20 protein-coding genes are annotated in these 21,319 nt (G+C 55.1%); 6 read left to right on the top strand and 14 right to left on the bottom strand.

All coding sequences use genetic code 11. The features are described 5' to 3' along the window. Positions 1 to 171: 171 nt before the first annotated feature. Entirely contained in the window at positions 172 to 660 is a 489-nt protein-coding gene (locus BMF08_RS07225; protein WP_072570191.1) for a cupin domain-containing protein, read from the bottom strand. Between the two features lie 117 nt (positions 661 to 777). Here BMF08_RS07225 and zur point away from each other — a divergent pair, with 117 nt between their 5' ends. Then, positions 778 to 1,293: a zinc uptake transcriptional repressor Zur gene (zur, locus tag BMF08_RS07220; protein ID WP_072570190.1), complete on the top strand. Its 516-nt coding sequence runs from the start codon at positions 778 to 780 to the stop codon at positions 1,291 to 1,293. A 90-nt stretch (positions 1,294 to 1,383) separates the two neighbouring features. Here zur and BMF08_RS07215 read toward each other — a convergent pair whose 3' ends face one another. The 4 genes from BMF08_RS07215 to BMF08_RS07200 form a co-directional block, all read right to left on the bottom strand. After that, the gene (locus BMF08_RS07215) at positions 1,384 to 1,593 is read right to left on the bottom strand and encodes a CsbD family protein (RefSeq protein WP_072570189.1); all 210 of its coding nucleotides are present in this window, start codon (positions 1,591 to 1,593) and stop codon (positions 1,384 to 1,386) included. A 157-nt stretch (positions 1,594 to 1,750) separates the two neighbouring features. Then, positions 1,751 to 3,070, bottom strand: a complete 1,320-nt coding sequence (gene dinF, locus BMF08_RS07210) for an MATE family efflux transporter DinF (RefSeq protein WP_072570188.1) — start codon at positions 3,068 to 3,070, stop codon at positions 1,751 to 1,753. Positions 3,071 to 3,140: 70 nt separating this feature from the next. Further along, on the bottom strand, positions 3,141 to 3,749 hold the full coding sequence (gene lexA, locus BMF08_RS07205; RefSeq protein WP_072570187.1) for a transcriptional repressor LexA: 609 nt from the start codon (positions 3,747 to 3,749) through the stop codon (positions 3,141 to 3,143). A gap of 108 nt (positions 3,750 to 3,857) precedes the next feature. Continuing rightward, positions 3,858 to 4,226, bottom strand: a complete 369-nt coding sequence (locus BMF08_RS07200) for a diacylglycerol kinase (protein WP_072570186.1) — start codon at positions 4,224 to 4,226, stop codon at positions 3,858 to 3,860. A 129-nt stretch (positions 4,227 to 4,355) separates the two neighbouring features. Between BMF08_RS07200 and plsB the strand changes: the two genes are divergently transcribed. Further along, entirely contained in the window at positions 4,356 to 6,785 is a 2,430-nt protein-coding gene (plsB, locus tag BMF08_RS07195) for a glycerol-3-phosphate 1-O-acyltransferase PlsB (protein ID WP_072570185.1), read from the top strand. Between the two features lie 92 nt (positions 6,786 to 6,877). Here plsB and ubiA read toward each other — a convergent pair whose 3' ends face one another. From ubiA to malK, 5 genes are all read right to left on the bottom strand, one after another. Then, the gene (gene ubiA, locus BMF08_RS07190) at positions 6,878 to 7,747 is read right to left on the bottom strand and encodes a 4-hydroxybenzoate octaprenyltransferase (RefSeq protein WP_072570184.1); all 870 of its coding nucleotides are present in this window, start codon (positions 7,745 to 7,747) and stop codon (positions 6,878 to 6,880) included. Between the two features lie 12 nt (positions 7,748 to 7,759). Continuing rightward, positions 7,760 to 8,257 (bottom strand): chorismate lyase, encoded by a 498-nt coding sequence (gene ubiC / locus BMF08_RS07185; protein ID WP_072570183.1) that lies wholly within the window; start codon positions 8,255 to 8,257, stop codon positions 7,760 to 7,762. Between the two features lie 177 nt (positions 8,258 to 8,434). Continuing rightward, entirely contained in the window at positions 8,435 to 9,388 is a 954-nt protein-coding gene (gene malM, locus BMF08_RS07180; RefSeq protein WP_072570182.1) for a maltose operon protein MalM, read from the bottom strand. A gap of 114 nt (positions 9,389 to 9,502) precedes the next feature. Continuing rightward, positions 9,503 to 10,843, bottom strand: a complete 1,341-nt coding sequence (locus tag BMF08_RS07175) for a maltoporin (protein ID WP_072570181.1) — start codon at positions 10,841 to 10,843, stop codon at positions 9,503 to 9,505. A gap of 149 nt (positions 10,844 to 10,992) precedes the next feature. Beyond that, on the bottom strand, positions 10,993 to 12,102 hold the full coding sequence (malK, locus tag BMF08_RS07170; RefSeq protein WP_072570180.1) for a maltose/maltodextrin ABC transporter ATP-binding protein MalK: 1,110 nt from the start codon (positions 12,100 to 12,102) through the stop codon (positions 10,993 to 10,995). 375 nt (positions 12,103 to 12,477) lie between these two features. On the opposite strand from malK, the gene malE reads away from it, so the two are divergent. The 3 genes from malE to malG all read left to right on the top strand — a co-directional run bounded on the left by malE (position 12,478) and on the right by malG (position 16,230). Then, a complete protein-coding gene (gene malE, locus BMF08_RS07160) occupies positions 12,478 to 13,668 on the top strand; it encodes a maltose/maltodextrin ABC transporter substrate-binding protein MalE (protein WP_072570178.1) in 1,191 nt (396 codons plus the stop codon). 112 nt (positions 13,669 to 13,780) lie between these two features. Further along, positions 13,781 to 15,325 (top strand): maltose ABC transporter permease MalF, encoded by a 1,545-nt coding sequence (gene malF, locus BMF08_RS07155; RefSeq protein WP_072570177.1) that lies wholly within the window; start codon positions 13,781 to 13,783, stop codon positions 15,323 to 15,325. A gap of 14 nt (positions 15,326 to 15,339) precedes the next feature. Continuing rightward, positions 15,340 to 16,230 (top strand): maltose ABC transporter permease MalG, encoded by an 891-nt coding sequence (gene malG / locus BMF08_RS07150; protein ID WP_072570176.1) that lies wholly within the window; start codon positions 15,340 to 15,342, stop codon positions 16,228 to 16,230. A gap of 85 nt (positions 16,231 to 16,315) precedes the next feature. Here malG and psiE read toward each other — a convergent pair whose 3' ends face one another. Next, positions 16,316 to 16,726: a phosphate-starvation-inducible protein PsiE gene (psiE, locus tag BMF08_RS07145; protein ID WP_072570175.1), complete on the bottom strand. Its 411-nt coding sequence runs from the start codon at positions 16,724 to 16,726 to the stop codon at positions 16,316 to 16,318. 171 nt (positions 16,727 to 16,897) lie between these two features. On the opposite strand from psiE, the gene BMF08_RS07140 reads away from it, so the two are divergent. Beyond that, complete coding sequence (locus BMF08_RS07140; RefSeq protein ID WP_072570174.1) at positions 16,898 to 17,914, top strand: LacI family DNA-binding transcriptional regulator; 1,017 nt, start codon at positions 16,898 to 16,900, stop codon at positions 17,912 to 17,914. On the opposite strand, the gene BMF08_RS07135 is transcribed toward BMF08_RS07140, so the two are convergent. Genes BMF08_RS07135 through BMF08_RS07125 form a run of 3 tightly spaced genes read right to left on the bottom strand, consistent with a single transcriptional unit; the run spans position 17,911 to position 21,171 of the window. Then, entirely contained in the window at positions 17,911 to 18,849 is a 939-nt protein-coding gene (locus BMF08_RS07135) for an isoaspartyl peptidase/L-asparaginase (RefSeq protein WP_072570173.1), read from the bottom strand. The genes BMF08_RS07140 and BMF08_RS07135 overlap by 4 nt on opposite strands. Next, the gene (locus BMF08_RS07130; protein ID WP_072570172.1) at positions 18,834 to 19,586 is read right to left on the bottom strand and encodes a glucosamine-6-phosphate deaminase; all 753 of its coding nucleotides are present in this window, start codon (positions 19,584 to 19,586) and stop codon (positions 18,834 to 18,836) included. Before BMF08_RS07130 ends, BMF08_RS07135 begins: the two co-directional genes overlap by 16 nt. Before the next feature lie 10 nt (positions 19,587 to 19,596). After that, on the bottom strand, positions 19,597 to 21,171 hold the full coding sequence (locus BMF08_RS07125) for a PTS transporter subunit EIIC (protein ID WP_072570797.1): 1,575 nt from the start codon (positions 21,169 to 21,171) through the stop codon (positions 19,597 to 19,599). Positions 21,172 to 21,319: the final 148 nt, after the last annotated feature.

Genomic DNA, 21,319 nt, shown 5'->3' with positions numbered 1-21,319 from the left:
AATAATTGAACATCTTACCCCGACAGTTATCGCCCGAACGGGGATGAACTATTGCTGTGAACAACGATGTTAAATACGGCTAATTCAATTTAAAGGATGTTTTAACGCTGATGGTCTTATTCACTGCTTTCCCGTTCCGGTGACGGGCCTATTAATTTATAGAAGACGAAATTAATTTCGTGAAGGTTTTCCATCATGGGGGCCGAAAAACTGCGGAGGATGGTCTATCCAGCGATCGTCCCGCGTGGCGGCATAGTCGGGATTGAGCGGGTAATAAATGCGGTTATTTCTTTTATTCGCCTCCCCCACGACCAACAGGCGTACTTCTTCCATGGTGTTATTGATAAAGGTATGGCAAACGCCGGTTCCGGCAGGAAATCCAACGCTGTCGCCCGGTTCCAGTTTCCATAAATAGCCGTTAATCCACGCCTCCGGATTCCCTTCCAGCACATAAATAAACTCCTCCTCATCGCTTTCCGCGTGCGGATACGATGTGCGTCGGCCCGGAGGTAGACGTTCGTGATGGATACCCAGCCGCGTAAGCCCGAGTTTTCGGGCAAGAGGCGCGCCAACAGAAAAACGTTCATCGCTGTCCGGGTAGCCTGATTCGTCGGGACCTTCGAGATCCCGCCAGTGCCGAATACAGTCGGGCTTTTTCATGTCCTTTCTCCTTCATAAATAATGCTTCAGATATAGCACACCTGCGTGCGGATCTCGGCGTTTAAGGCAGAACATGATAAAGTGGATGTTTTCGCACCCGGCCACCAGAGGATGCCCATGGATAAGACCACTTCGCAGGAGATGTTAGCGCAGGCTGAAAAGCTCTGCGTGCAACGCAATGTGCGCCTGACTCCACAGCGCCTGGAAGTATTACGGCTATTAAGCCTGCAGGAAGGGGCGATCAGCGCTTACGATCTGCTGGATTTATTACGGGTATCTGAGCCACAGGCGAAGCCGCCCACGGTGTATCGTGCGCTGGACTTCCTGCTGGAGCAGGGCTTTGTGCATAAAGTTGAGTCCACCAACAGCTATGTGCTGTGTCATCTTTTTGATAATCCGGCCCATACGTCGGCAATGTTTATCTGCGATCGTTGCGGAGCCGTCAAAGAAGAAGCGGCGGAAGGTGTGGAAGATATTATGCATGGTCTGGCCGCGCGAATGGGTTTTGCGCTACGCCATAATGTCATTGAAGCGCATGGTTTATGTGCGGCATGTTCAGAAGTGGAAGCCTGTCGTCATCAGGGTGCCTGTCAGCACGATCACAGCATTCAGGTGAAGAAAAAACCGCGTTAGAAATAAGGTGGGAATGTAGAGAGAGGTTGGTACATCCTTGTACCTTTCGGGCAGGGTAGCTGTAACGCTAATTGCCGCAGAAGTCCGTGATTACCAGCGGTAATCGTGACGGGTTTCCCAGTCACCAACTTCTTTCTCAGCCTGGTCTTTCTGGTAGCCGTAACGCTCCTGAATTTTACCAACCAGCTGGTCGCGTTTACCTTCGATGACAGTCATATCATCGTCGGTTAATTTACCCCACTGTTCTTTCGCTTTACCTTTGAACTGTTTCCAGTTACCGCCGACTTCGTCTTTATTCATAATGATATCCTCATCGTTCGGTTTGAATAAAAATATATTCAGTATCCATCAGTTCGTTCGATTTCTGCTGAACGTGATAATTATTGTAGTTAAGGAGATGTCGAAGCGGAGATTATTCGGAATATTTAACCATCAACGCAATAAAGCGCCAGTGAACTTATGAGAACCAGGTGCCGTGCTGCCAGTGCTGACGCCAGATCCACGCCAGCGTAATCCCACGCAGCGCCAGGAAGACGGTTAACGACAGCCATAAACCATGATTACCGAGCAGCGGTACGCTGAGCAGCGTCAGGGCAAAACCGGCGGCGGCGATGGCCATACTGTTACGCATTTCCGTCCCGCGGGTAGCACCGATAAACATGCCGTCGAGCAGATAACACCATACCCCCACGATCGGTAAAATCACCTGCCAGCCAAGGTAGTGCCCGGCAAGCCGTTGCAGATCCGGCAGGGAGGTCAGCAGCGAAATAATCTGCTCACCGGCCAGCGCGTACACCATCGCAAACGCCAGCGCCACTATCCCCGACTGCCGACAGGCCGCCTGCCAGACGCTGAGCAACTGGCTGCCATCGCGCGCGCCATAGGCCTGCCCGGAATGGGCCTCAACTGCATAGGCAAAACCATCCAGGGCGTAGGCGGTAAAAGTCAGCAGCGTCATCAGCACGGCGTTCACCGCCACGATGTCGCCACCCAGACGCGCGCCCATCACGGTAATGGAACCAAAGCACAGCTGAAGCAGCAGCGAGCGCAGCATGATGTCGCGGTTAAGCGCCAGCAGCCGCCTTATATTGCCGCGCCAGGCGGTCTTCAGCATCGCCAGGCTGATCCCCCGGCGACGCAACCCGCGTTGTACCATCAGCAGGCCGACCACAAAAGTGGCGTATTCCGCAATGACGGTGGCGAGCGCAGCGCCCTGCACGTTCATGTGCAGCCCCATCACCAGCCATAAATCGAGGGCAATATTCAGCACGTTGCCCACCACCAGCAGCACCACAGGCGCGCGGGCATACTGGATACCCAGCAGCCAGCCGAGCAGCACCAGGTTCGCCAGCGACGCCGGGGCGCTCAGCCAGCGGATCTCCAGAAAACGCCGCGCCTGCTCCAGCACCGCGTCGTTGCCGCCCACAATGTGCAGTGTGAGATTAATCAGCGGGGTCTGACAGAGGATGATGGCGAAACCGGCGATCAACGCCAGCAGCAGTGGTTGCACCAGCGCCCGCGCAAGGGCATGGGGATCTTTTGCGCCAAAGGCCTGGGCGGTAAAACCGGTGGTACTCATGCGCAGAAAAAGCAGCAGCATAAACAGGAAGCTGGTGGCCATGGCGCCAACCGCCACGCCGCCCAGATACACCGGGCTGTCGAGATGACCAATGACTGCGGTATCCACCAGCCCCAACAGCGGCACGGTGATATTGGAAAAAATCATCGGCAGCGCAAGACGCCACAACGCTTTGTCGGAAGTCGTCAGAAAGGCCACGTTGAATTACCAGAAGGGAAACGGACGCGCGGCGGCAATCATGATGTTGCCGCCGCGTGGAAAGAAGAGATTAAAGCCACTCACCGTTGCGGATCACGCCGACGGCCAGCCCTTCGATGGTGAAACTCTGCTCGCGCAGGTCAACCACGATAGGAGAAAACTCGCTGTTTTCCGGCAGCAGTTGCACGGTATTACCCTGACGCTTCAGGCGCTTAACGGTCACTTCATCGTCAATACGCGCGACCACGACCTGGCCGTTGCGGGCTTCCTGGGTTTTGTGCACCGCCAGCAGATCGCCGTCCATAATGCCGATATCTTTCATCGACATGCCGCTAACGCGCAGCAGGAAGTCTGCATTCGGTTTAAAGAGATTGGGATCGACCTGATAATGGCCTTCAATGTGCTGCTGCGCCAGCAGCGGTTCACCTGCCGCGACACGCCCGACCAGCGGCAGTCCGTCAACATCTTCAAGCAGTAAACGAATACCGCGGGACGCGCCGGAAACGATCTCCAGCACGCCTTTGCGCGCCAGCGCTTTCAGGTGTTCCTCAGCCGCGTTCGGGGAACGGAACCCCAAGCGCTGCGCGATCTCCGCACGCGTCGGCGGCATGCCTGTCTGGCTGATGTGATCCCGAATGAGATCAAACACCTCTTGCTGCCTGGCCGTTAAAGCTTTCATACCGCCCCCTGGTTGCATATACAGTTATGCTGTGAGTATATACAGGCAAAGTGAAATTTGGAATCGAATTTTGAGCAAAACAGCGGAGTTTGTCGATTTATGCGAGCATTATCGATAATGCGACCACAACAGCATGCCCCAGGTGGCGAGCGCCAGCAGGATGGACATCAGCACCGCCGCCGAGCCCATATCCTTTGCGCGCCCGGAAAGTTCATGAAAATCCGTGCCGATACGGTCCACCACCGCTTCAATCGCGCTGTTCAGAATTTCCACTATCATTACCAGCGCTACCGAGCCGATCAGCAGCACGCGCGTGATAGCGTCCACATCCAGCCAGCAGGCAATGGCAATCGCCAGGATCACCGCTACCGCTTCCTGACGAAACGCCGCTTCGTTGATCCAGGCGGCGCGAACGCCTTTCCAGGAGTACCCTGCTGCTTTTATGATGCGAGTAAACCCAGTGGTATTATTGGCCATCAAAAGAACCTTTTTATGTAATTAGCGTCAATGTCTATGCAAGCAGACCTTGGTACAACAGAATTTACGCGCGCTTTCTGATATTCTTGCGGCGCAACAGGATTATTAACCAGAGGCTTCACATCGTATATGTCCGGCTGGCCACGAATTTACTACAAATTACTTAATTTACCATTAGGCGCGTTGGTAAAAAGCAAGCCCATTCCGGCAGAACCTGCCCAGGAACTGGGACTTGATACCTCACGCCCTATTATGTACGTCTTACCGTACAACTCGAAGGCAGATTTACTGACCCTGCGCGCGCAGTGTCTGGCAAACGATCTGCCCGATCCGCTGGAGCCACTCGAAATCGACGGCACGCTGCTGCCGCGCTATATCTTTATTCACAGCGGACCCCGCGTGTTCACCTGGTACACGCCGAAGGAAGAGTCGATCAAGCTGTTCCATGATTACCTCGATCTGCACCGCAACCACCCCGATCTGGACGTGCAAATGGTGCCGGTGTCGGTGATGTTTGGCCGCTCGCCGGGTCGTGAGAAAGGCGAGGTCAACCCGCCGCTGCGTATGCTTAACGGCGTACAGAAATTCTTTGCTATCTCCTGGCTGGGACGCGACAGCTTTGTGCGCTTCTCGCCGCCGGTTTCGCTGCGCCGCATGGCCACCGAACATGGCACTGACAAAATTATCGCCCAGAAACTGGCGCGTGTCGCGCGGATGCATTTTGCCCGCCAGCGTCTGGCCGCGGTCGGCCCGCGCCTGCCTGCGCGTCAGGATCTGTTCAATAAATTGCTGGCCTCAAAAGCCATTGCCCGCGCGGTGGAAGACGAAGCGCGCAGCAAAAAGATCTCCCATGAAAAGGCACAGCAAAATGCCGTCGCCCTGATGGAAGAGATTGCGGCGAACTTCTCCTATGAAATGATCCGCGTCTCTGACCGCATTCTGAGCTTTACCTGGAACCGGCTGTATCAGGGGATCAACGTCCACAACGCCGAGCGCGTGCGTCAGTTGGCCCACGACGGTCACGAGATCGTCTATGTGCCCTGCCACCGCAGCCACATGGATTATCTGCTGCTCTCCTACGTGCTTTACCACCAGGGGCTGGTGCCGCCGCATATCGCCGCCGGTATTAACCTAAACTTCTGGCCCGCCGGGCCGATTTTCCGCCGCCTTGGCGCGTTCTTTATCCGTCGTACCTTTAAGGGCAACAAACTCTATTCGACGGTGTTCCGTGAGTATCTCGGCGAGCTGTTCAGCCGGGGTTATTCGGTGGAGTACTTTGTGGAAGGCGGTCGTTCCCGTACCGGGCGTCTGCTCGATCCGAAGACCGGCACCCTGTCGATGACCCTTCAGGCGATGTTACGCGGCGGCACCCGTCCTATTACGTTAGTGCCGATTTACATCGGCTACGAGCACGTGATGGAAGTGGGTACTTACGCCAAAGAGCTGCGCGGCGCGACCAAAGAGAAAGAGAACCTGATGCAGATGGTGCGTGGCTTAAGCAAGCTGCGTAATCTGGGCCAGGGTTATGTGAACTTTGGCGAACCGATCCCGCTGAATGCGTATCTTAATCAGCATGTGCCGGAGTGGCGCGAAGCGATCGATCCTATTGAAGCGGTGCGCCCGGCGTGGCTGACGCCGACGGTGAATACCATCGCCGCCGAGCTGATGGTGCGTATTAACAACGCCGGTGCGGCGAACGCCATGAACCTGTGTTCGACGGCGCTGCTGGCGTCACGCCAGCGTTCGCTGACCCGCGAACAGCTGACCGAGCAGCTGGATTGTTATCTGGATCTGCTGCGCAATGCGCCTTATTCAGAAGACGCCACCGTGCCGGCCAGCACCGCGTCAGGGCTTATCGATCACGCGCTGCAAATGAACAAGTTTGAAGTCGAGAAAGATACCATCGGCGACATCATCATTCTGCCGCGCGAGCAGGCGGTGCTGATGACCTACTACCGTAACAACATCGCGCATATGCTGGTTCTGCCTTCCCTGATGGCGGCCATCATTACCCAGCATCGCCATATCTCCCGCGAGGAGATGCTGCGTCATGTTGAAGCGCTGTATCCGATGCTGAAAGCCGAGCTGTTCCTGCGCTGGGAAAAAGAGGCGTTAGGAGAGGTACTGGATACCCTGACCACCGAACTGCTGCGCCAGGGGCTGATCATTGATAAAGACGATCGTCTGCATATCAATCCGTCACGCTCCCGCACGCTGCAACTGCTGGCGGCCGGCGCCCGTGAAACGCTGCAACGCTATGCCATTACCTTCTGGCTGCTGAGCGCGAACCCGTCCATCAACCGCAGTACGCTGGAAAAAGAGAGCCGCACGCTGGCGCAGCGTCTGTCGGTGCTACACGGTATTAACGCGCCGGAGTTCTTCGATAAGGCGGTGTTCAGTACGCTGGTGCTGACGCTGCGTGACGAGGGCTATATCAGCGATACGGGGGATGCGGATCCGGCGAAAACCTTGCAGGTTTATCAGCTGCTCGCCGATCTGGTGACCTCTGATGTGCGCTTAACGATTGAGAGCGCAACCAGTCAGACGGACGCGGTATAACGTAATGCCCGGCGGCGCTTGCTTGCCGGGCCTACAAACACGCACAGAATCACAGGCCAGGTAAGGCGTCACCGCCTCCCGGCCTTTTTTATTTACAGCAGATAACTCACCGCCAGCCCTAAAAACAGCGCCAGACCCACGTAGTTATTGTTCATAAAGGCTTTAAAGCAGGCCTCGCGTTCGCGGTTCACCACCAGCCACTGCTGATAGATAAAGAGCGCACCAGCTACTGCTATCGACGCATAGTAAGGCCAGCCCAGCCCGTTCAGCCAGCCGACGGCGGTCATCAGCGCCAGCACTATTACCTGCAACAGGCCGACGATCAGTTTGTCGTGACGCCCGAACAGAATGGCCGTCGATTTGACGCCGATTTTCAGATCGTCATCGCGGTCAACCATCGCATAGAGCGTGTCATAGGCCACTGCCCATAAGACGTTGGCGACAAACATCAGCCAGCAGCTCAGTGGTAAGGACTCACTTACTGCCGCAAACGCCATGGGTATGGACCAGCCAAAGGCCGCACCTAATACCACCTGCGGTAAATGGGTGTAGCGCTTCATGAACGGATACACCCAGGCCAGCGCCAGCGCCGCCACCGAGAGCGCAATGGTCATCAGGTTCAGGGTCAGCACCAGCACAAAGGCCAGCAGCACCAGCACCACAAACAGCGTGCGCGCCTCTTTTTCCGTTACCGCGCCGCTGGGCATAGGACGGTTCGCCGTGCGCTTAACGTGCCCGTCGATTTTACGGTCGGCATAATCGTTCACCACGCAGCCCGCCGCGCGCATCAGCCAGACGCCCGCGACAAATACCGCCAGGATCCACAGCGGCGGTACGCCCGGCGTGGCGACCCATAACGCCCACAGCGTGGGCCATAACAGTAACAGCGCGCCGATGGGTTTATCGGTGCGCATCAAGCGGTGAAAGGCCAGCAGCTTATCCTGAGTGAGACTCCACTCCATTTTATCTTCCTCTTAGTACAACGGCGATGCCGGCAAAAACAGTTCCGTCAGCAGTAACGGCTTCCCGCCCAGACGCAGACGGGAGCGGCGTCCCCACAGCGTATCCTCACGCCCAATTTCAATAAAGTCACGGGTAAGCGTAGACGAGGTAAAGAGATAACGTCCGAGCGGCGTGTTGCCCAGCTTTTGCAGCGCCAGCTCCGGCCCGCTGAGGGTGGATTCAGGCACCACCGTGCGCCCGGCAAGCCAGGGTTCGCCATCAGCGCAGAGTAAAATTTCGCGCAGCCAGTAACGTGATTCCGCAGGCAGCAGCGGCAGCTCCTCAGGGATCTCATCCGGCGCGACAAAGGCTTCACGGATCAGCGTCACGCTCACCTGTTTGCCCTGCTGCTCAAAACGTTTGGTCATGGAATCTTCCAGCAACAGCCAGTCGAGCAGTTGCGGATCCAGCGCGGGGATTGCGTCAAAGTAGCGCAGCGCACGCAGTTGCGTTAGCGCAGGGTGTGACATGCCTTACTCTCCGGTACAAAACGTAAAAGTATTGTATCGCAGAACCGGCACAGACGGGCGGGCAAAGTTCATGTCCTTTGCAAAAGCGTAACAGATACGCAACAGCGTGCGCGGGGCGCAAAAAAAGGTGCGCCCGTTAAGGCGCACCAAACAGCAAAATCAGCATTGCGGGGTGAATTACCCCTTGCCTTTTACACTGCTGATAAAGGTTGAACGGGCAGTTTTTGATCCCAGGCTTTCTGCTTCGTTGAGCAATTTCAGGGCTTTGTCGATCTCACCTTTGGCGACGGCCTGACGAATACCCTGGTTAAAGTAGTTTTCGGTTTCGTTCAGCACCGGCTCTTTCTTCACTGCCGGAACAGGTGCCGGGGCCGGCGCAGCAACAGGTGCTGCCGGTGCGCTATAGGCGGTAGCCGGAGCCGCAGTATTGCCCACCGTCACCGGATCCGGGCCGGAGGAGCCAAACAGCGGGCCGACCAGCACGCTGGAGCCGCTGTTGGTTTTCACTTTCAGCGTCAGCTTGCCATCGGTGACGTGGCGCGCCAGCGGATCGGGAATATCCGGGATCGCGTTACCCGCGCCTTTGGCATAGGCTTTCGCCGGGTTGATCAGTTTGGTGGTCTTTTGCAAATCCTGATCGCGGGTAAAGGCCAGCACGTAGATTTTTTGCTGACCCAGCGCAGGCGTCAGGCGGATCACGCCTTCCAGCCGATCGGCGCTCATCACGCCCGGCTCCTGATAGGTGAAATAGTCGCTCGGGAAGAAGGCGGATGGCGTCATGTTCTGATCGAGGATTAAAACGTTCGGCGCAAAGACCTGCGTTTGTTTATCCACTTCGCTGGTCAGCGTCAGCGTAAGTTCACCGATATTGGCCGGCACGCTCCAGGCGATCACCGGGCCGCTGATCCCCGGCACGTTAATGGTTTGTCCGCCGGTCGCCACCGTGGTGGTCTGGGCTTTGGACTGGTTAACCGGCGTCCAGGTCAGTTTTTGCAGCTCCGCCGCCGGAATAGCCGGGGCGCTGCTGGTGTTTTGCGGAACAAAGTTGACGTCCGCCAGCGCGGAAAGCGGGCATGCCGCCAGCAGGCTGGCGCTCAGACAGAATGCGACGAGACTTTTTTTCATTTTCATTGTTTTCACCTCTGAATTCACAGGTGCCACGGTTGCCAGGCAATAGCGCGCGTCACCCAAAGGGTTGAGGGGCTTACGCCCCTCTTTTGGTCATTACGTCAGGTTAACGGGGGATTACCACCAGATTTCCATCTGCGCGCCGAAGGTCACTTCGTCGTTGTCGCCACGGCTGAAGGTACGGGCGGAGGTATCGTTGTACGCTAAACCACTGGTATAACCGGCAGCGGTATCCGCGTTGGTGTTAGCGTAACCCCATTTCTCATCCCACTTCGCATAGGTAGCGAATACGCGGATAGCCGGGCGGGACCAGATGCTGTCGCCAGCCTGCCATTGTTGCGCGAGGGTGATTTTGTACTGGTTGTTGGTGTCGTCGGTACGCTGTGATTTCACGTTGTCGTAGCCCACTTCCAGCAGGGTGCTCATGATCGGCGTCCATTTGAACATCGGGCGCACGCCCACGGTCCACCAGCGGGTGCCGTTGTTGTCATCACGGTCGATATCCTGATACATACCGACGTACATCAGATCCCAGCGATCGGCCAGGGTGATCGCACCATGATCCAGCAAGCGGATCATGCTGCCATCGTTATTGATGCTGCCGCCTTCCGGACGGCCTTTGCCGTTGGAGGTCATTGAGTCGGTGGCGTACTGCACCACAAACTTGTTAAAGCCTTTCATCATGCTCTGGGTATGTTCAGCGGTGAACATCCAGCCATCTTTCGAGCCGCCCTGACGCAGCGTGTAGTTGTCCGGCAGGTTGGTGTGACCGTAGTCAACGCCCAGCTCCAGTACGCCGTCGGTGTTAGTTTCCAGACCTGCTAAACGCACGTCGAACACGTCGTTCGGCACGTCATTGTTATAGGTTCTTTCACCGGTCACCGGATCGCGTTCAGCCGCTGCGGATGAACCACCGGATTCCGTAGAACGGGTTGCTGCGAAGGAGAGTTTACCGATACCAACGTCAATGTTTTCCAGACCTGCGCCCGGACCGGAAATATCCCAGTAGTAGAAGTCGATCATGTGCACATCATGACGCTGATAGAAACGCTTACCAGCCCAGATGTTCGCGCCTGGCAGGGAGTCGATCAGGTTTTTACCCACGACGTTAAATTCACGGATCGCCGGGGTATTGTCGTTTTCCCAGTCGTTCAGCTGTGAAGAGTTATAGGCAATGTTGGAGTCGAAGTAGAAGCTCTTATCGCCCTCTTTCCACACTTCCTGGCCTAGTTTAACTTCAGCGTACGTATCACATTCGTTACCGAGACGGTATTTGGACTGTGCGCCAGTTGCCTGGAAGCACTGTTGCGGGCCGCCGCTACCGGTCCAGCCGATACCAGAACGGGCATAACCTTTGAAGTCGACCGCGCCAGCGTGAGCAGACAGAATGCCTGCTGTAACGGCGATAGCCAGTGGAAGTTTGCGCAGAGTAATCATCGTTCTATCTCCTGAGAGCATTGCTTTTCTTTTTACACTTCATCATTCAGGTTGCCTCTTTGTTGGCTACGTTCATTCACCCCAGTCACGTACTTATGTACGCTCCCGGGGATTCATTCTCTTGCCGCCTCGATGCACCCTGAATGATTTTGTGTAAGTTATGGGAATGCTTAAACGCCTGGCTCTTTGTGCAACCGACGACAAGCGGTGCCATCTTCACGGAACAGATGGCAACGCTCCGGCGGCAAGCCGATAGCGAATGTGGCACCCTCTTCTACCAACACCACGTCAGCCTGGCGGTAGACCAGGTTTTGACGGATGGCGGGGATCTGAATATGAATTTGCGTTTCGTGGCCCAGCTGTTCGACGACCTGCACCGTGCCTTCCAGCGTGACATCGGCGATATCGCTGGGCAGCAGGTGTTCCGGGCGAATGCCGAGCGACATATTGGCGCCGACCTGCACGTCGCTGCTCTCCACCGGCAGCCACACTTGCTGGCGGTTCGGCAGCTCCACCTGCACCTGATCGATCGCCGTTGCGGTCACTTTCACCGGCAGGAAGTTCATCTTCGGTGAACCGATAAAGCCCGCCACAAAGCGGTCTGCCGGGTAGTGATACAGCTCCAGCGGTTTGCCGACCTGCGCCACGCGCCCGGCGTCCAGCACCACGATTTTGTCGGCCAGCGTCATCGCTTCGACCTGATCGTGGGTCACGTAAATCATCGTGCGTCCCAGCCGCTTGTGCAGGCGGGAGATCTCGATACGCATCTGCACGCGCAGCGCGGCGTCGAGGTTGGACAGCGGTTCATCCAGCAGGAAGACGCGCGGCTCGGCCACCAGCGTACGGCCAATGGCGACACGCTGACGCTGACCGCCGGAGAGCGCCTTCGGCTTACGATCCAACAGATGCCCCAGTTGCAGCACTTCCGCCACCTGGGTAACCCGCTGGTTAATCATCTCTTTTTTGGCGCCCGCCAGCTTCAGACCAAAGGACATGTTCTCCGCCACCGACAGGTGCGGGTAGAGCGCATACGACTGGAACACCATGCCGACGCCGCGCTCGGCGGGCGGGATGTCATTCATGCGGGTATCGCCAATCAGTAAATCCCCGCTGGTGATCGTTTCCAGCCCGGCAATCATGCGCAGCAGTGTCGATTTACCGCAGCCCGACGGCCCGACAAACACCACAAACTCGCCTTCATTAATGTCGAGGTTGATGTCTTTCGAAACGACTACGTCGCCCCAGGCTTTCGTTACCTTGCGCAAGTGCACGCTCGCCATGCCCTTCTCCCTTTGTTACTACGCTGAAACCTTCAAGATGCGGGGACTATGCGGGATTGATTGCGCGGGTGGATCCTCCACCCTTCGCTTTTTTATGGGGGAGGAGACGGGAGGATGAGGCGACCGGCTCTGCCCCCACAAGTTCCGTGCATCGGCGAAATTCGTGATGGCGATTGCAAAAATGGCGGTGTTTTTGTGTGCGCTGCCCCGCATAACTGGGTTTTATGCAAAGCAGATCACACAAAGGAGGGGTGGGGCGTAGGGCGCAGGAGGATGAGAAGCGCTTGCCAAACCAGGAGACTAAGACCCGTTAAGCCACCTCTGTGTACCTGTGTTCGACATCGTGAGAGCACATCACCAAAAAGGACGGGATTTATGAAAATCAAAACTGGCGCAGGCATTCTGGCATTATCCGCGATCGCGACGATGATGCTGACCGCACCGGCTCTCGCCAAAATTGAAGAAGGTAAGCTGGTTATCTGGATCAACGGCGATAAAGGCTATAACGGCCTGGCCGAAGTGGGTAAAAAATTCGAGAAAGACACTGGCATCAAAGTGACCGTTGAACACCCGGATAAACTGGAAGAGAAATACCCACAGGTGGCGGCCACCGGTGATGGCCCGGACATTATTTTCTGGGCGCACGACCGCTTTGGCGGCTACGCGCAGTCTGGCCTGCTGGCGGAAATTTCCCCGGACAAAGCCTTCCAGGACAAACTCTTCCCGTTCACCTGGGATGCGGTACGTTACAACGGCAAGATCATCGCCTACCCGATTTCTGTTGAAGCCCTCTCCCTGATTTACAACAAAGATCTCGTCCCTAACCCGCCAAAAACCTGGGAAGAGATCCCGGCGCTGGATAAAGAGCTGAAGGCGAAAGGTAAGAGCGCGCTGATGTTCAACCTTCAGGAGCCGTACTTCACCTGGCCGCTGATCGCCGCCGACGGTGGGTATGCGTACAAGTATGAAAACGGCAAGTATGACGTGAAAGATGTCGGCGTCGACAGCGCGGGCGCGAAAGCGGGTCTGACCTTCCTGGTGGATCTGATCAAAAACAAACACATGAACGCGGATACCGATTACTCCATCGCCGAAGCCGCCTTTAACAAAGGCGATACCGCGATGACCATCAACGGGCCGTGGGCATGGGCAAACATCGACAAGAGCAAAGTGAACTACGGCGTGACCATGCTGCCGACCTTCAAAGGCAAAGCCTCTAAGCCGTTCGTTGGCGTACTGAGCGCAGGCATTAACGCCGCCAGCCCGAACAAAGAACTGGCGAAAGAGTTCCTGGAAAACTACCTGCTGACGGACGATGGCCTGGCGGAAGTGAACAAAGACAAGCCGTTAGGCGCGGTGGCCCTGAAATCCTATCAGGATCAGTTAGCGAAGGATCCGCGCATTGCCGCCACCATGGCAAACGCGCAGACCGGTGAAATCATGCCGAACGTGCCGCAGATGTCGGCCTTCTGGTATGCCGTACGCACCGCAGTGATCAACGCTGCCAGCGGTCGCCAGACCGTTGACGCCGCGCTGAAAGATGCACAGGCCCGTGTAACTAAGTAAGTAATAAATGTAGGCCTGATAAGCGCAGCGCCATCAGTCGCAGTTGCCGGATGGCGACGCCACGCGTCTTATCCGGCCTACAGGTTTTCACAGTGGTAGAGGATGAATCCCCATGGATGTCGTTAGAAAGAGTCATTGGTGGCAAAGCGAGACCGTAAAATGGGCAACCATCGCCCTGCTCGGCCTGCTGGTGGCCTGGCTTGTGGTTTTGATGTACGCCCAGGGGGAGTACCTGTTTGCCATCATGACGCTGATTTTAAGCTCTGCTGGCCTGTATATTTTCGCGAACCGCAAAACCTATGCCTGGCGCTATGTTTATCCTGGCGTGGCGGGTATGGGGCTGTTCGTATTGTTCCCGCTGGTCTGTACCATCGCCATCGCCTTCACCAACTACAGCAGCACCAACCAGCTCACCCAGGAGCGGGCGCAAGAGGTGCTGATGGATCGCGTTTATCAGGCCGGAAAGTCATTTAATTTTGGACTTTACCCGGCGGGTAATGACTGGATCCTGGCACTGACCGACGGTGAAAGCGGCAAAAATTATGTCTCAGACGCCTTCAGGTTCGGCGGCGAGCAGACGCTGAAGCTGAAAGAAGCCCCCGCCCTGCCGGAAGGCGAACGCGGCAATCTGCGCGTGATCACCCAGAACCGTCAGGCGCTGAACCAGCTGACCGCTGTGCTGCCCGACGACAGCAAAGTCATCATGAGTTCACTGCGCCAGTTCTCCGGCACCCGTCCGCTGTATACGCGCGGCGATGACGGCGCGCTGACCAATAATCAGAGCGGCGTGGTGTATCGCCCGAACAATGACATCGGTTATTTCCAGGCCGTTAACGCTGACGGCAACTGGGGCGACGAAAAACTCAGCCCCGGCTATACCGTGACCATCGGCTGGAAGAACTTTATGCGCGTCTTTACCGACGAAGGCATTCAGCAACCCTTCTTCGCCATTTTCGTCTGGACGGTGATTTTCTCACTCCTGACGGTGGTACTGACCGTAGCGGTCGGCATGGTACTGGCCTGCCTGGTGCAGTGGGAATCCCTCAAAGGCAAAGCGCTGTATCGCGTGCTGCTGATCCTGCCCTACGCCGTACCGTCGTTCATCTCGATCCTGATCTTCAAAGGCCTGTTCAACCAGAGCTTCGGGGAGATCAATATGATGCTGAGCGGGCTGTTTGGCATCCGTCCGGCCTGGTTCAGCGATCCGACAACCGCGCGGGCGATGATCGTGATCGTCAATACCTGGCTCGGCTACCCCTACATGATGATCCTCTGCATGGGCCTGCTGAAAGCGATCCCGGACGATCTTTATGAGGCTTCGGCGATGGACGGTGCAAGCCCTTTGCAGAACTTCTTTAAGATCACCTTCCCGCTGCTGATCAAGCCGCTGACGCCGCTGATGATCGCCAGCTTTGCCTTTAACTTTAACAACTTCGTGCTGATCCAGCTGTTAACCAATGGCGGGCCGGACCGGCTCGGCACCACCACGCCTGCGGGCTATACCGATTTGCTGGTCAGCTATACCTATCGCATCGCCTTTGAAGGCGGCGGCGGGCAGGACTTTGGCCTGGCGGCGGCTATCGCCACGCTGATTTTCCTGCTGGTGGGGGCGCTTGCCATCATCAACCTGAAAGCCACACGCATGAAATTTGACTAAGGAGGGCACTGTAAATGGCTATGGTACAACCCAAATCACAAAAGCTGCGCCTTCTGCTCACGCACCTCGGGCTGCTAATTTTTATCGCCGCGATCATGTTCCCGCTACTGATGGTCATCGCGATTTCGCTGCGTCCGGGCAACTTCGCCACCGGCAGCCTGATCCCGGATCAGATTTCCTGGGAGCACTGGAAACTGGCGCTCGGCTTCAGCATTGAGCACGCCGATGGTCGCGTAACGCCGCCGCCGTTCCCGGTGCTGTTATGGCTGTGGAACTCGATCAAAATCGCGGCCATCACCGCCATCGGCATTGTGGCGCTGTCCACCACCTGCGCCTACGCTTTTGCCCGTATGCGTTTTCCGGGCAAAGCCACGCTGCTGAAAAGTATGCTGATTTTCCAGATGTTCCCGGCTGTGCTGTCGCTGGTGGCGCTTTATGCCCTCTTCGACCGCCTCGGGCAGTACATTCCGTTTATCGGGCTGAACACCCACGGCGGGGTGATCTTCGCCTATCTGGGCGGCATCGCGCTGCATGTGTGGACGATTAAAGGCTATTTTGAAACCATTGATGGTTCGCTGGAAGAAGCGGCGTCGCTGGATGGCGCAACGCCATGGCAGGCGTTCCGTCTGGTGTTGTTGCCGCTCTCTGTGCCTATTCTGGCGGTGGTGTTTATTCTGTCGTTTATCGCCGCTATTACCGAAGTTCCGGTCGCCTCGCTGTTGCTGCGTGATGTTAACAGCTACACGCTGGCGGTCGGTATGCAGCAGTATCTCAACCCGCAAAACTACCTGTGGGGCGACTTTGCCGCTGCGGCTGTACTTTCTGCAATCCCCATCACCGTGGTGTTCCTGCTGGCACAACGCTGGCTGGTGAATGGCCTGACGGCGGGCGGGGTGAAAGGCTGAGTTTCATCGTGATATGCCACTGTTATCCTCAACTTGTATTGTTGCGTTACTTTTGATTGTCAGGCGGCCCGCAGGCCGCCTTTTTTTATTCGCGCTTGAGCCGTTTCGAGTTACACAGCCATAACGTCAGGACCAGCAGCAGGATCGCCGCGGAGTAGATCAGCACGTCCATCGGCGATTTATGATCGACGATGATCAGCCGCACGATGGCGGTAATGCCGATATAGATAAAATAGCGCAGCGGAAAGTGATAACCGGACTGAAAGTATTTCACGATCAGCGCGATAAATTCGAAGTAGAGAAAATAAACCACCAGCCCTTCTACCAGCTCATATTTGCTGGTGCGCTCCGGCGCAAAAAGCACATCTGCCAGATGCAGCGTCTCTTTGCCAAGAAAGACCACCAAGATCAGGCCAAGGCTGAGCAGACCTAAACTGAGCACAGTCTGCAAAATGGTGGAGATGAACTCAACGCGGGGACGACTTAGCGATGTCATACAGCACCTCATTACAGTGACGAGCTTACTGTATAGCGCAGAAATGTGATCTGGATCTACATTCTTTACTTATGCTTTCTAAGTGAAAGCACGGCGGCGGATCATCATGGCGAGAAAGTCAGTCCAATAACGTAAAATAGATCCCCTTGCGGTTGAGAGGAAATACACAGGATGGCAGGGAAAAAACCGACGATCACCGATGTAGCGAAGCTGGCAGAGGTTTCTGCGGCGACCGTATCGATGGCGCTCTCGGGGAAAGGCCGTATCTCAAAATGGACGACGGAGCGGATCAACAAGGCTATTGATGAACTGGGTTACGTCAGAAATAACAATGCCGCCACGCTTAAAAGCGGTAAAACGGGGCTTATTGCCGTACTGGTTCACGGTCTGGGCCAGGCCTTTAATGTGGATGCCCTGAAAGGGATCACCAGCTGTATTGATGAACACAAAAAAGTCTCTTTCATCATGATTTTCGAAACCCAGGCCGAACTGGAAAACCGCATTAATATCGCGCTGAACTATAACGTTGACGGCTTTTTGATCGTCAGTGAACGCGACAATAATGAGCGTACCCTTGCCCGTCTGAATGCCCGTAATATTCCCTGTCTGTTTATCGCCTCCTCGGGGGTCGCGGAACAACCTCAACAGATAGGGCTTAACGCCCACTATGCCGGAAATATCGCCACCCGCTATTTGATTAATGTCGGGCATATGCATATCGCCTTTATCGGCGGACATCCCAAATCGCTAGATCGCGCAGAGAAACTGGCCGGGTACTTTGCGGCGTTAAAAGAACATAATCTTGAGGAAGATACTTCGCTGATTATTGCGGACAGCAACGCTGGCGCATTAGCAGACAGAATGGCGGCACTATTTTCCCGTTCTCCCTGGGTCACCGCGATGATTTGCTATGATGCGGCCACCACGCAGGAAGTGATTTCCGCGATAAAAATGCGTGGACGGGGCATCGGAAAAGACAGCTATATCAATCGTGATATCGCCATTATTTGCCTCGAAAACGTCAGTGACACCGAATTTTTCTCGCCGTCTATTACCTGTATCGACACTTCAGCGACGCAGATGGGATGGAACGCCGCCAGGCTGTTACTTTGTCATATGGATGACGATAAACAACCACTGCAGGGCGAAGCATTCCATCCGGCATTAATTATCAGGGATTCGGCTTAACCTCCGCAGCCCGCATGCAAATTTACCAGCCACCCGTTCAGCCACTCTGCGGAAGCACGTTCAGGGGAATGACGATGGTGATGCGCCAGCCAGACTTCGGCGGCGCGCCCTGGTTCGGCAACGACAAAAGAAAATTCATCTTTATTAGTAGCCGCCCCCCACTCGCCTTCGCGGTTAAGCGCAATTACGGACATGCTGCCGCAGGCGCCACGGCGGGCAAGCAGCTTTGCGGTATGCTGGTTGAGCGCTCTGTCGCAGGCTTCCTGCGGGGAGTACTGCTCCATCAGCCGGACGATTTCCCATGAAAGGCAGCCTTTCATAATATCCTCGCCGACGCCGGTTGCCGCCGCCGCGCCCGTTGCGCTATCGGCGTAGCACCCGGAGCCAATAATCGGTGAATCCCCCATGCGCCCCGGTTTTTTCATAAATAATCCCGAGGTCGACACGCCAGCGCAAACCGACCCGCCAGGCGCGCGTCCCAGAATGCACACCGTATCGTGACCATCGTAGGCTTCCAGCGGTAGCGGGCCGGGCGAAGCCTGTAGCGCGGCGCGCCATTTCTGCTGCGCCAGCGAATAAGTGTTATCCCGCGTCTCCATTCCCTGCCCGACCGCGACATGGAAAGCCCCCGTCCCGCAGAGCACGTTATTGCGTTGCAGGCCGCTAAGATAATGCGCGGCCATAATGGGATTTTTAAGATCGCGTACCGCCGCCACCGCGCCATAGCTTAGCGTATCGCCATCCATAAAGGCTGCATCCAGCTCGACCTCACCGTTTTCTGCCGGTAAACCACCGTAGCCGACGGAATGCAGCCTGGGATTGTCTTCAACCTTACGGACCGCATGCAGAACAGCGTTCTTCACATCACTTATCTCTGCCGCTTCAGCCAGCCCTTCCAGCGCCATGCGCCAGGTAGCAATTAACGTGTTGCCCATTCCAGCGTTTCCTTACGCAGTTGTGAGGCGGCCTCTTCATCAAGGATGAGAGTGAAGTTGGGATGATTACGCAGAAAGGATGCCGGGCAGGACTCATTGATCGGCTCCTCAAGCAGACGGCGAACGGCGTCGGCTTTGCTGGTACCGCTGACGATCAACAACGGCCTGTCGGCAGCCATAATTTCCCTGAAGCCCAGCGTGAACATGTGAGTCGGCGCTTGTTCGCGCGTAATGTTGTAGAGCTTCATGGTGCTTTCAACCGTCGATGCCTTATGTTCAGCGCAGAACGCGCTGGCATCGAAGGGCGTGCCCGGCTCGCAGGCGCCAATGTGCCCGTTGGTGCCCAGCCCCATTAACTGAATATCCCGCGGATAGGTGTCGAGAATGTGTTTATAACGCAGAATTTCATAGTCCTTATTAAGGGTACCTGCATTAAACATGTCGAAGTATTTGGGCTTTTGCGTCAACTGGTTATACAGACGTTCAAACATAAAGGTATGAACGGTATACACATCACGCTGGTTACCGACATACTCATCAATATTCAGGAAAACGGTATTTGAAATATCAATGTCGCCAGCATTAATCGCCTTCACCAGCAATTTAAAAAGTCCGGCAGGTGTCGCGCCGGTGGTCAGCGAGATCACCGGGCTGGATTTTTGGCGAAGAGTATTGGCAATAATGTCAAACGCACAAGCCGACATCGCGTTATAATCTTTTACCAGATGGATTTGCATGATTGCTCCTTTAAAGTAATTTCCTGACTGCGTTACGAATAGTATCGACGGTGGTGCCGTAAACAATTTGCACGTTTCCGTCATCAACCGGCACATAACCTAATGCGCCCGTTGCCTGAATAATGTGTTCATCGACCAGCGAAATATCATGAATGCTTACCCTCAGGCGGCTATAGCAACAATCGACGCTGATAATATTCTTGTTTCCGCCTAAGCCCCGGATTATCGCTAACGCTTTTAGTTTTAGCGGATCGTTTGATATGTCATCCTGTTGCTGATTGATCCCCAGAATATCGATCGTCTGTTCATAGTCGCTGCCCCGGCCCGGCGTTTTTAAATCAAAATGCACGATCCAGAAGCGGAACAGCGTATAACCTGCAAGACTAAAGACGATGCCAATCAACATGTTTATCCAGAATGTCGATTCCGGGCGCAGGAAGCCATAGAGTACCAGCCCAATAATATTGGCTTCGGTGCCGCCTAAATTACTCTGGAAGAGATAACAGAACATCCAGCTTAAGCCGTTAATGACGGAATAGATCAGATACCAGACCGGTGAAACGAAAAGAAAGGTGAATTCCAGAGGTTCAGTCACACCGGCGATAATGGAGGTAAAAGCGCCGGTCACCAGTAACGGCTTGATCTTGTTACGCTGCTCTGGCCTCGCCGTCTGGTACATGGCCAGCGCCATCATCGGCAGGGTGAACATGGTTATCGGGATCTGCCCACCGCGCAGGAATTTAACGATGTCCGCCAGCGTCATATTGACCGGTAGGGTGTTGGTTTTCAGGTATTCCGCAAAAATCGCTCTTGCGCCTTCCACCGTGTGCCCGTCAGGAAAAATAGCGATACCGGAAACCATCGTATCCCTGATGACCGTATTCCAGATTTGATGCAGTCCTGTGGGCAGGAGTAATCGCTCTCCCAGACCATAGATAAAGGGCGCAAAAACACCCGCGCTGGAGATGCCCATTGCCGCATGGTTTATCACTTTGGAAAGCATCAACCATAAAAAAGGAAAGCACTGACCAAAGGCCACGAAAAACATAATATTGGCGAGGGGGACGAACCTGACGCCGCCGAAAAAAGCCAGCGCCACCGGGAATTTTATCTGATGAACACGATTATGAATTATTGCGGAGAGCAGACCGGTAATAATACCGCCTACCACGCCCGTGTTGACTGTTTCAATACCCAGCGTGGTCGTCAGCGCGCTTTTCGTAAACATCTCGTTGACCGCAGGATTGACTGTAATCAGCACATGCATACCCATCAGCAAAGCCATATAACCACATAGCGCGCCCAGCGCCGCATATTCTTTCTCTGCTTTCGCAAGCGTAAAGGCCAGCGTAACTGCAAATAATAAGGGCAAATTATCCATTATTACCGCGCCCACAGTATTAAGCAGATTAGCGACATACTGAAATACGACAGAATTTAAAAACGGCAGCAATTCACGTAGTTTTTCATGCCAGAGAAACAACGAGGCGACGCCCAGCAACAATGAAGCAAAAGACAGAAGCGCAACGGGAGTAATAAAAGCGCGGGATAACATCTGAAAGAAATGAATGGTTTGTTTTTTCATAGAAAAGCCCACCAACCCTGTGGATACGTTAACAATGAATGACATCATGTTTATCAATTAACTCCATGAACGCCACTTATGCTAAATGATTAAACGTTTAATCATTGTGAACATAATCACGTAAATCACAAAAGCAGGATTTCTTTTA

The organism is Enterobacter sp. SA187 (assembly GCF_001888805.2).
Taxonomy (GTDB): Bacteria; Pseudomonadota; Gammaproteobacteria; order Enterobacterales; family Enterobacteriaceae; genus Enterobacter_D.
The sequence above is the reverse complement of the archived record's forward strand: the minus strand, read 5'-3'. Positions and strand labels throughout refer to the sequence as shown.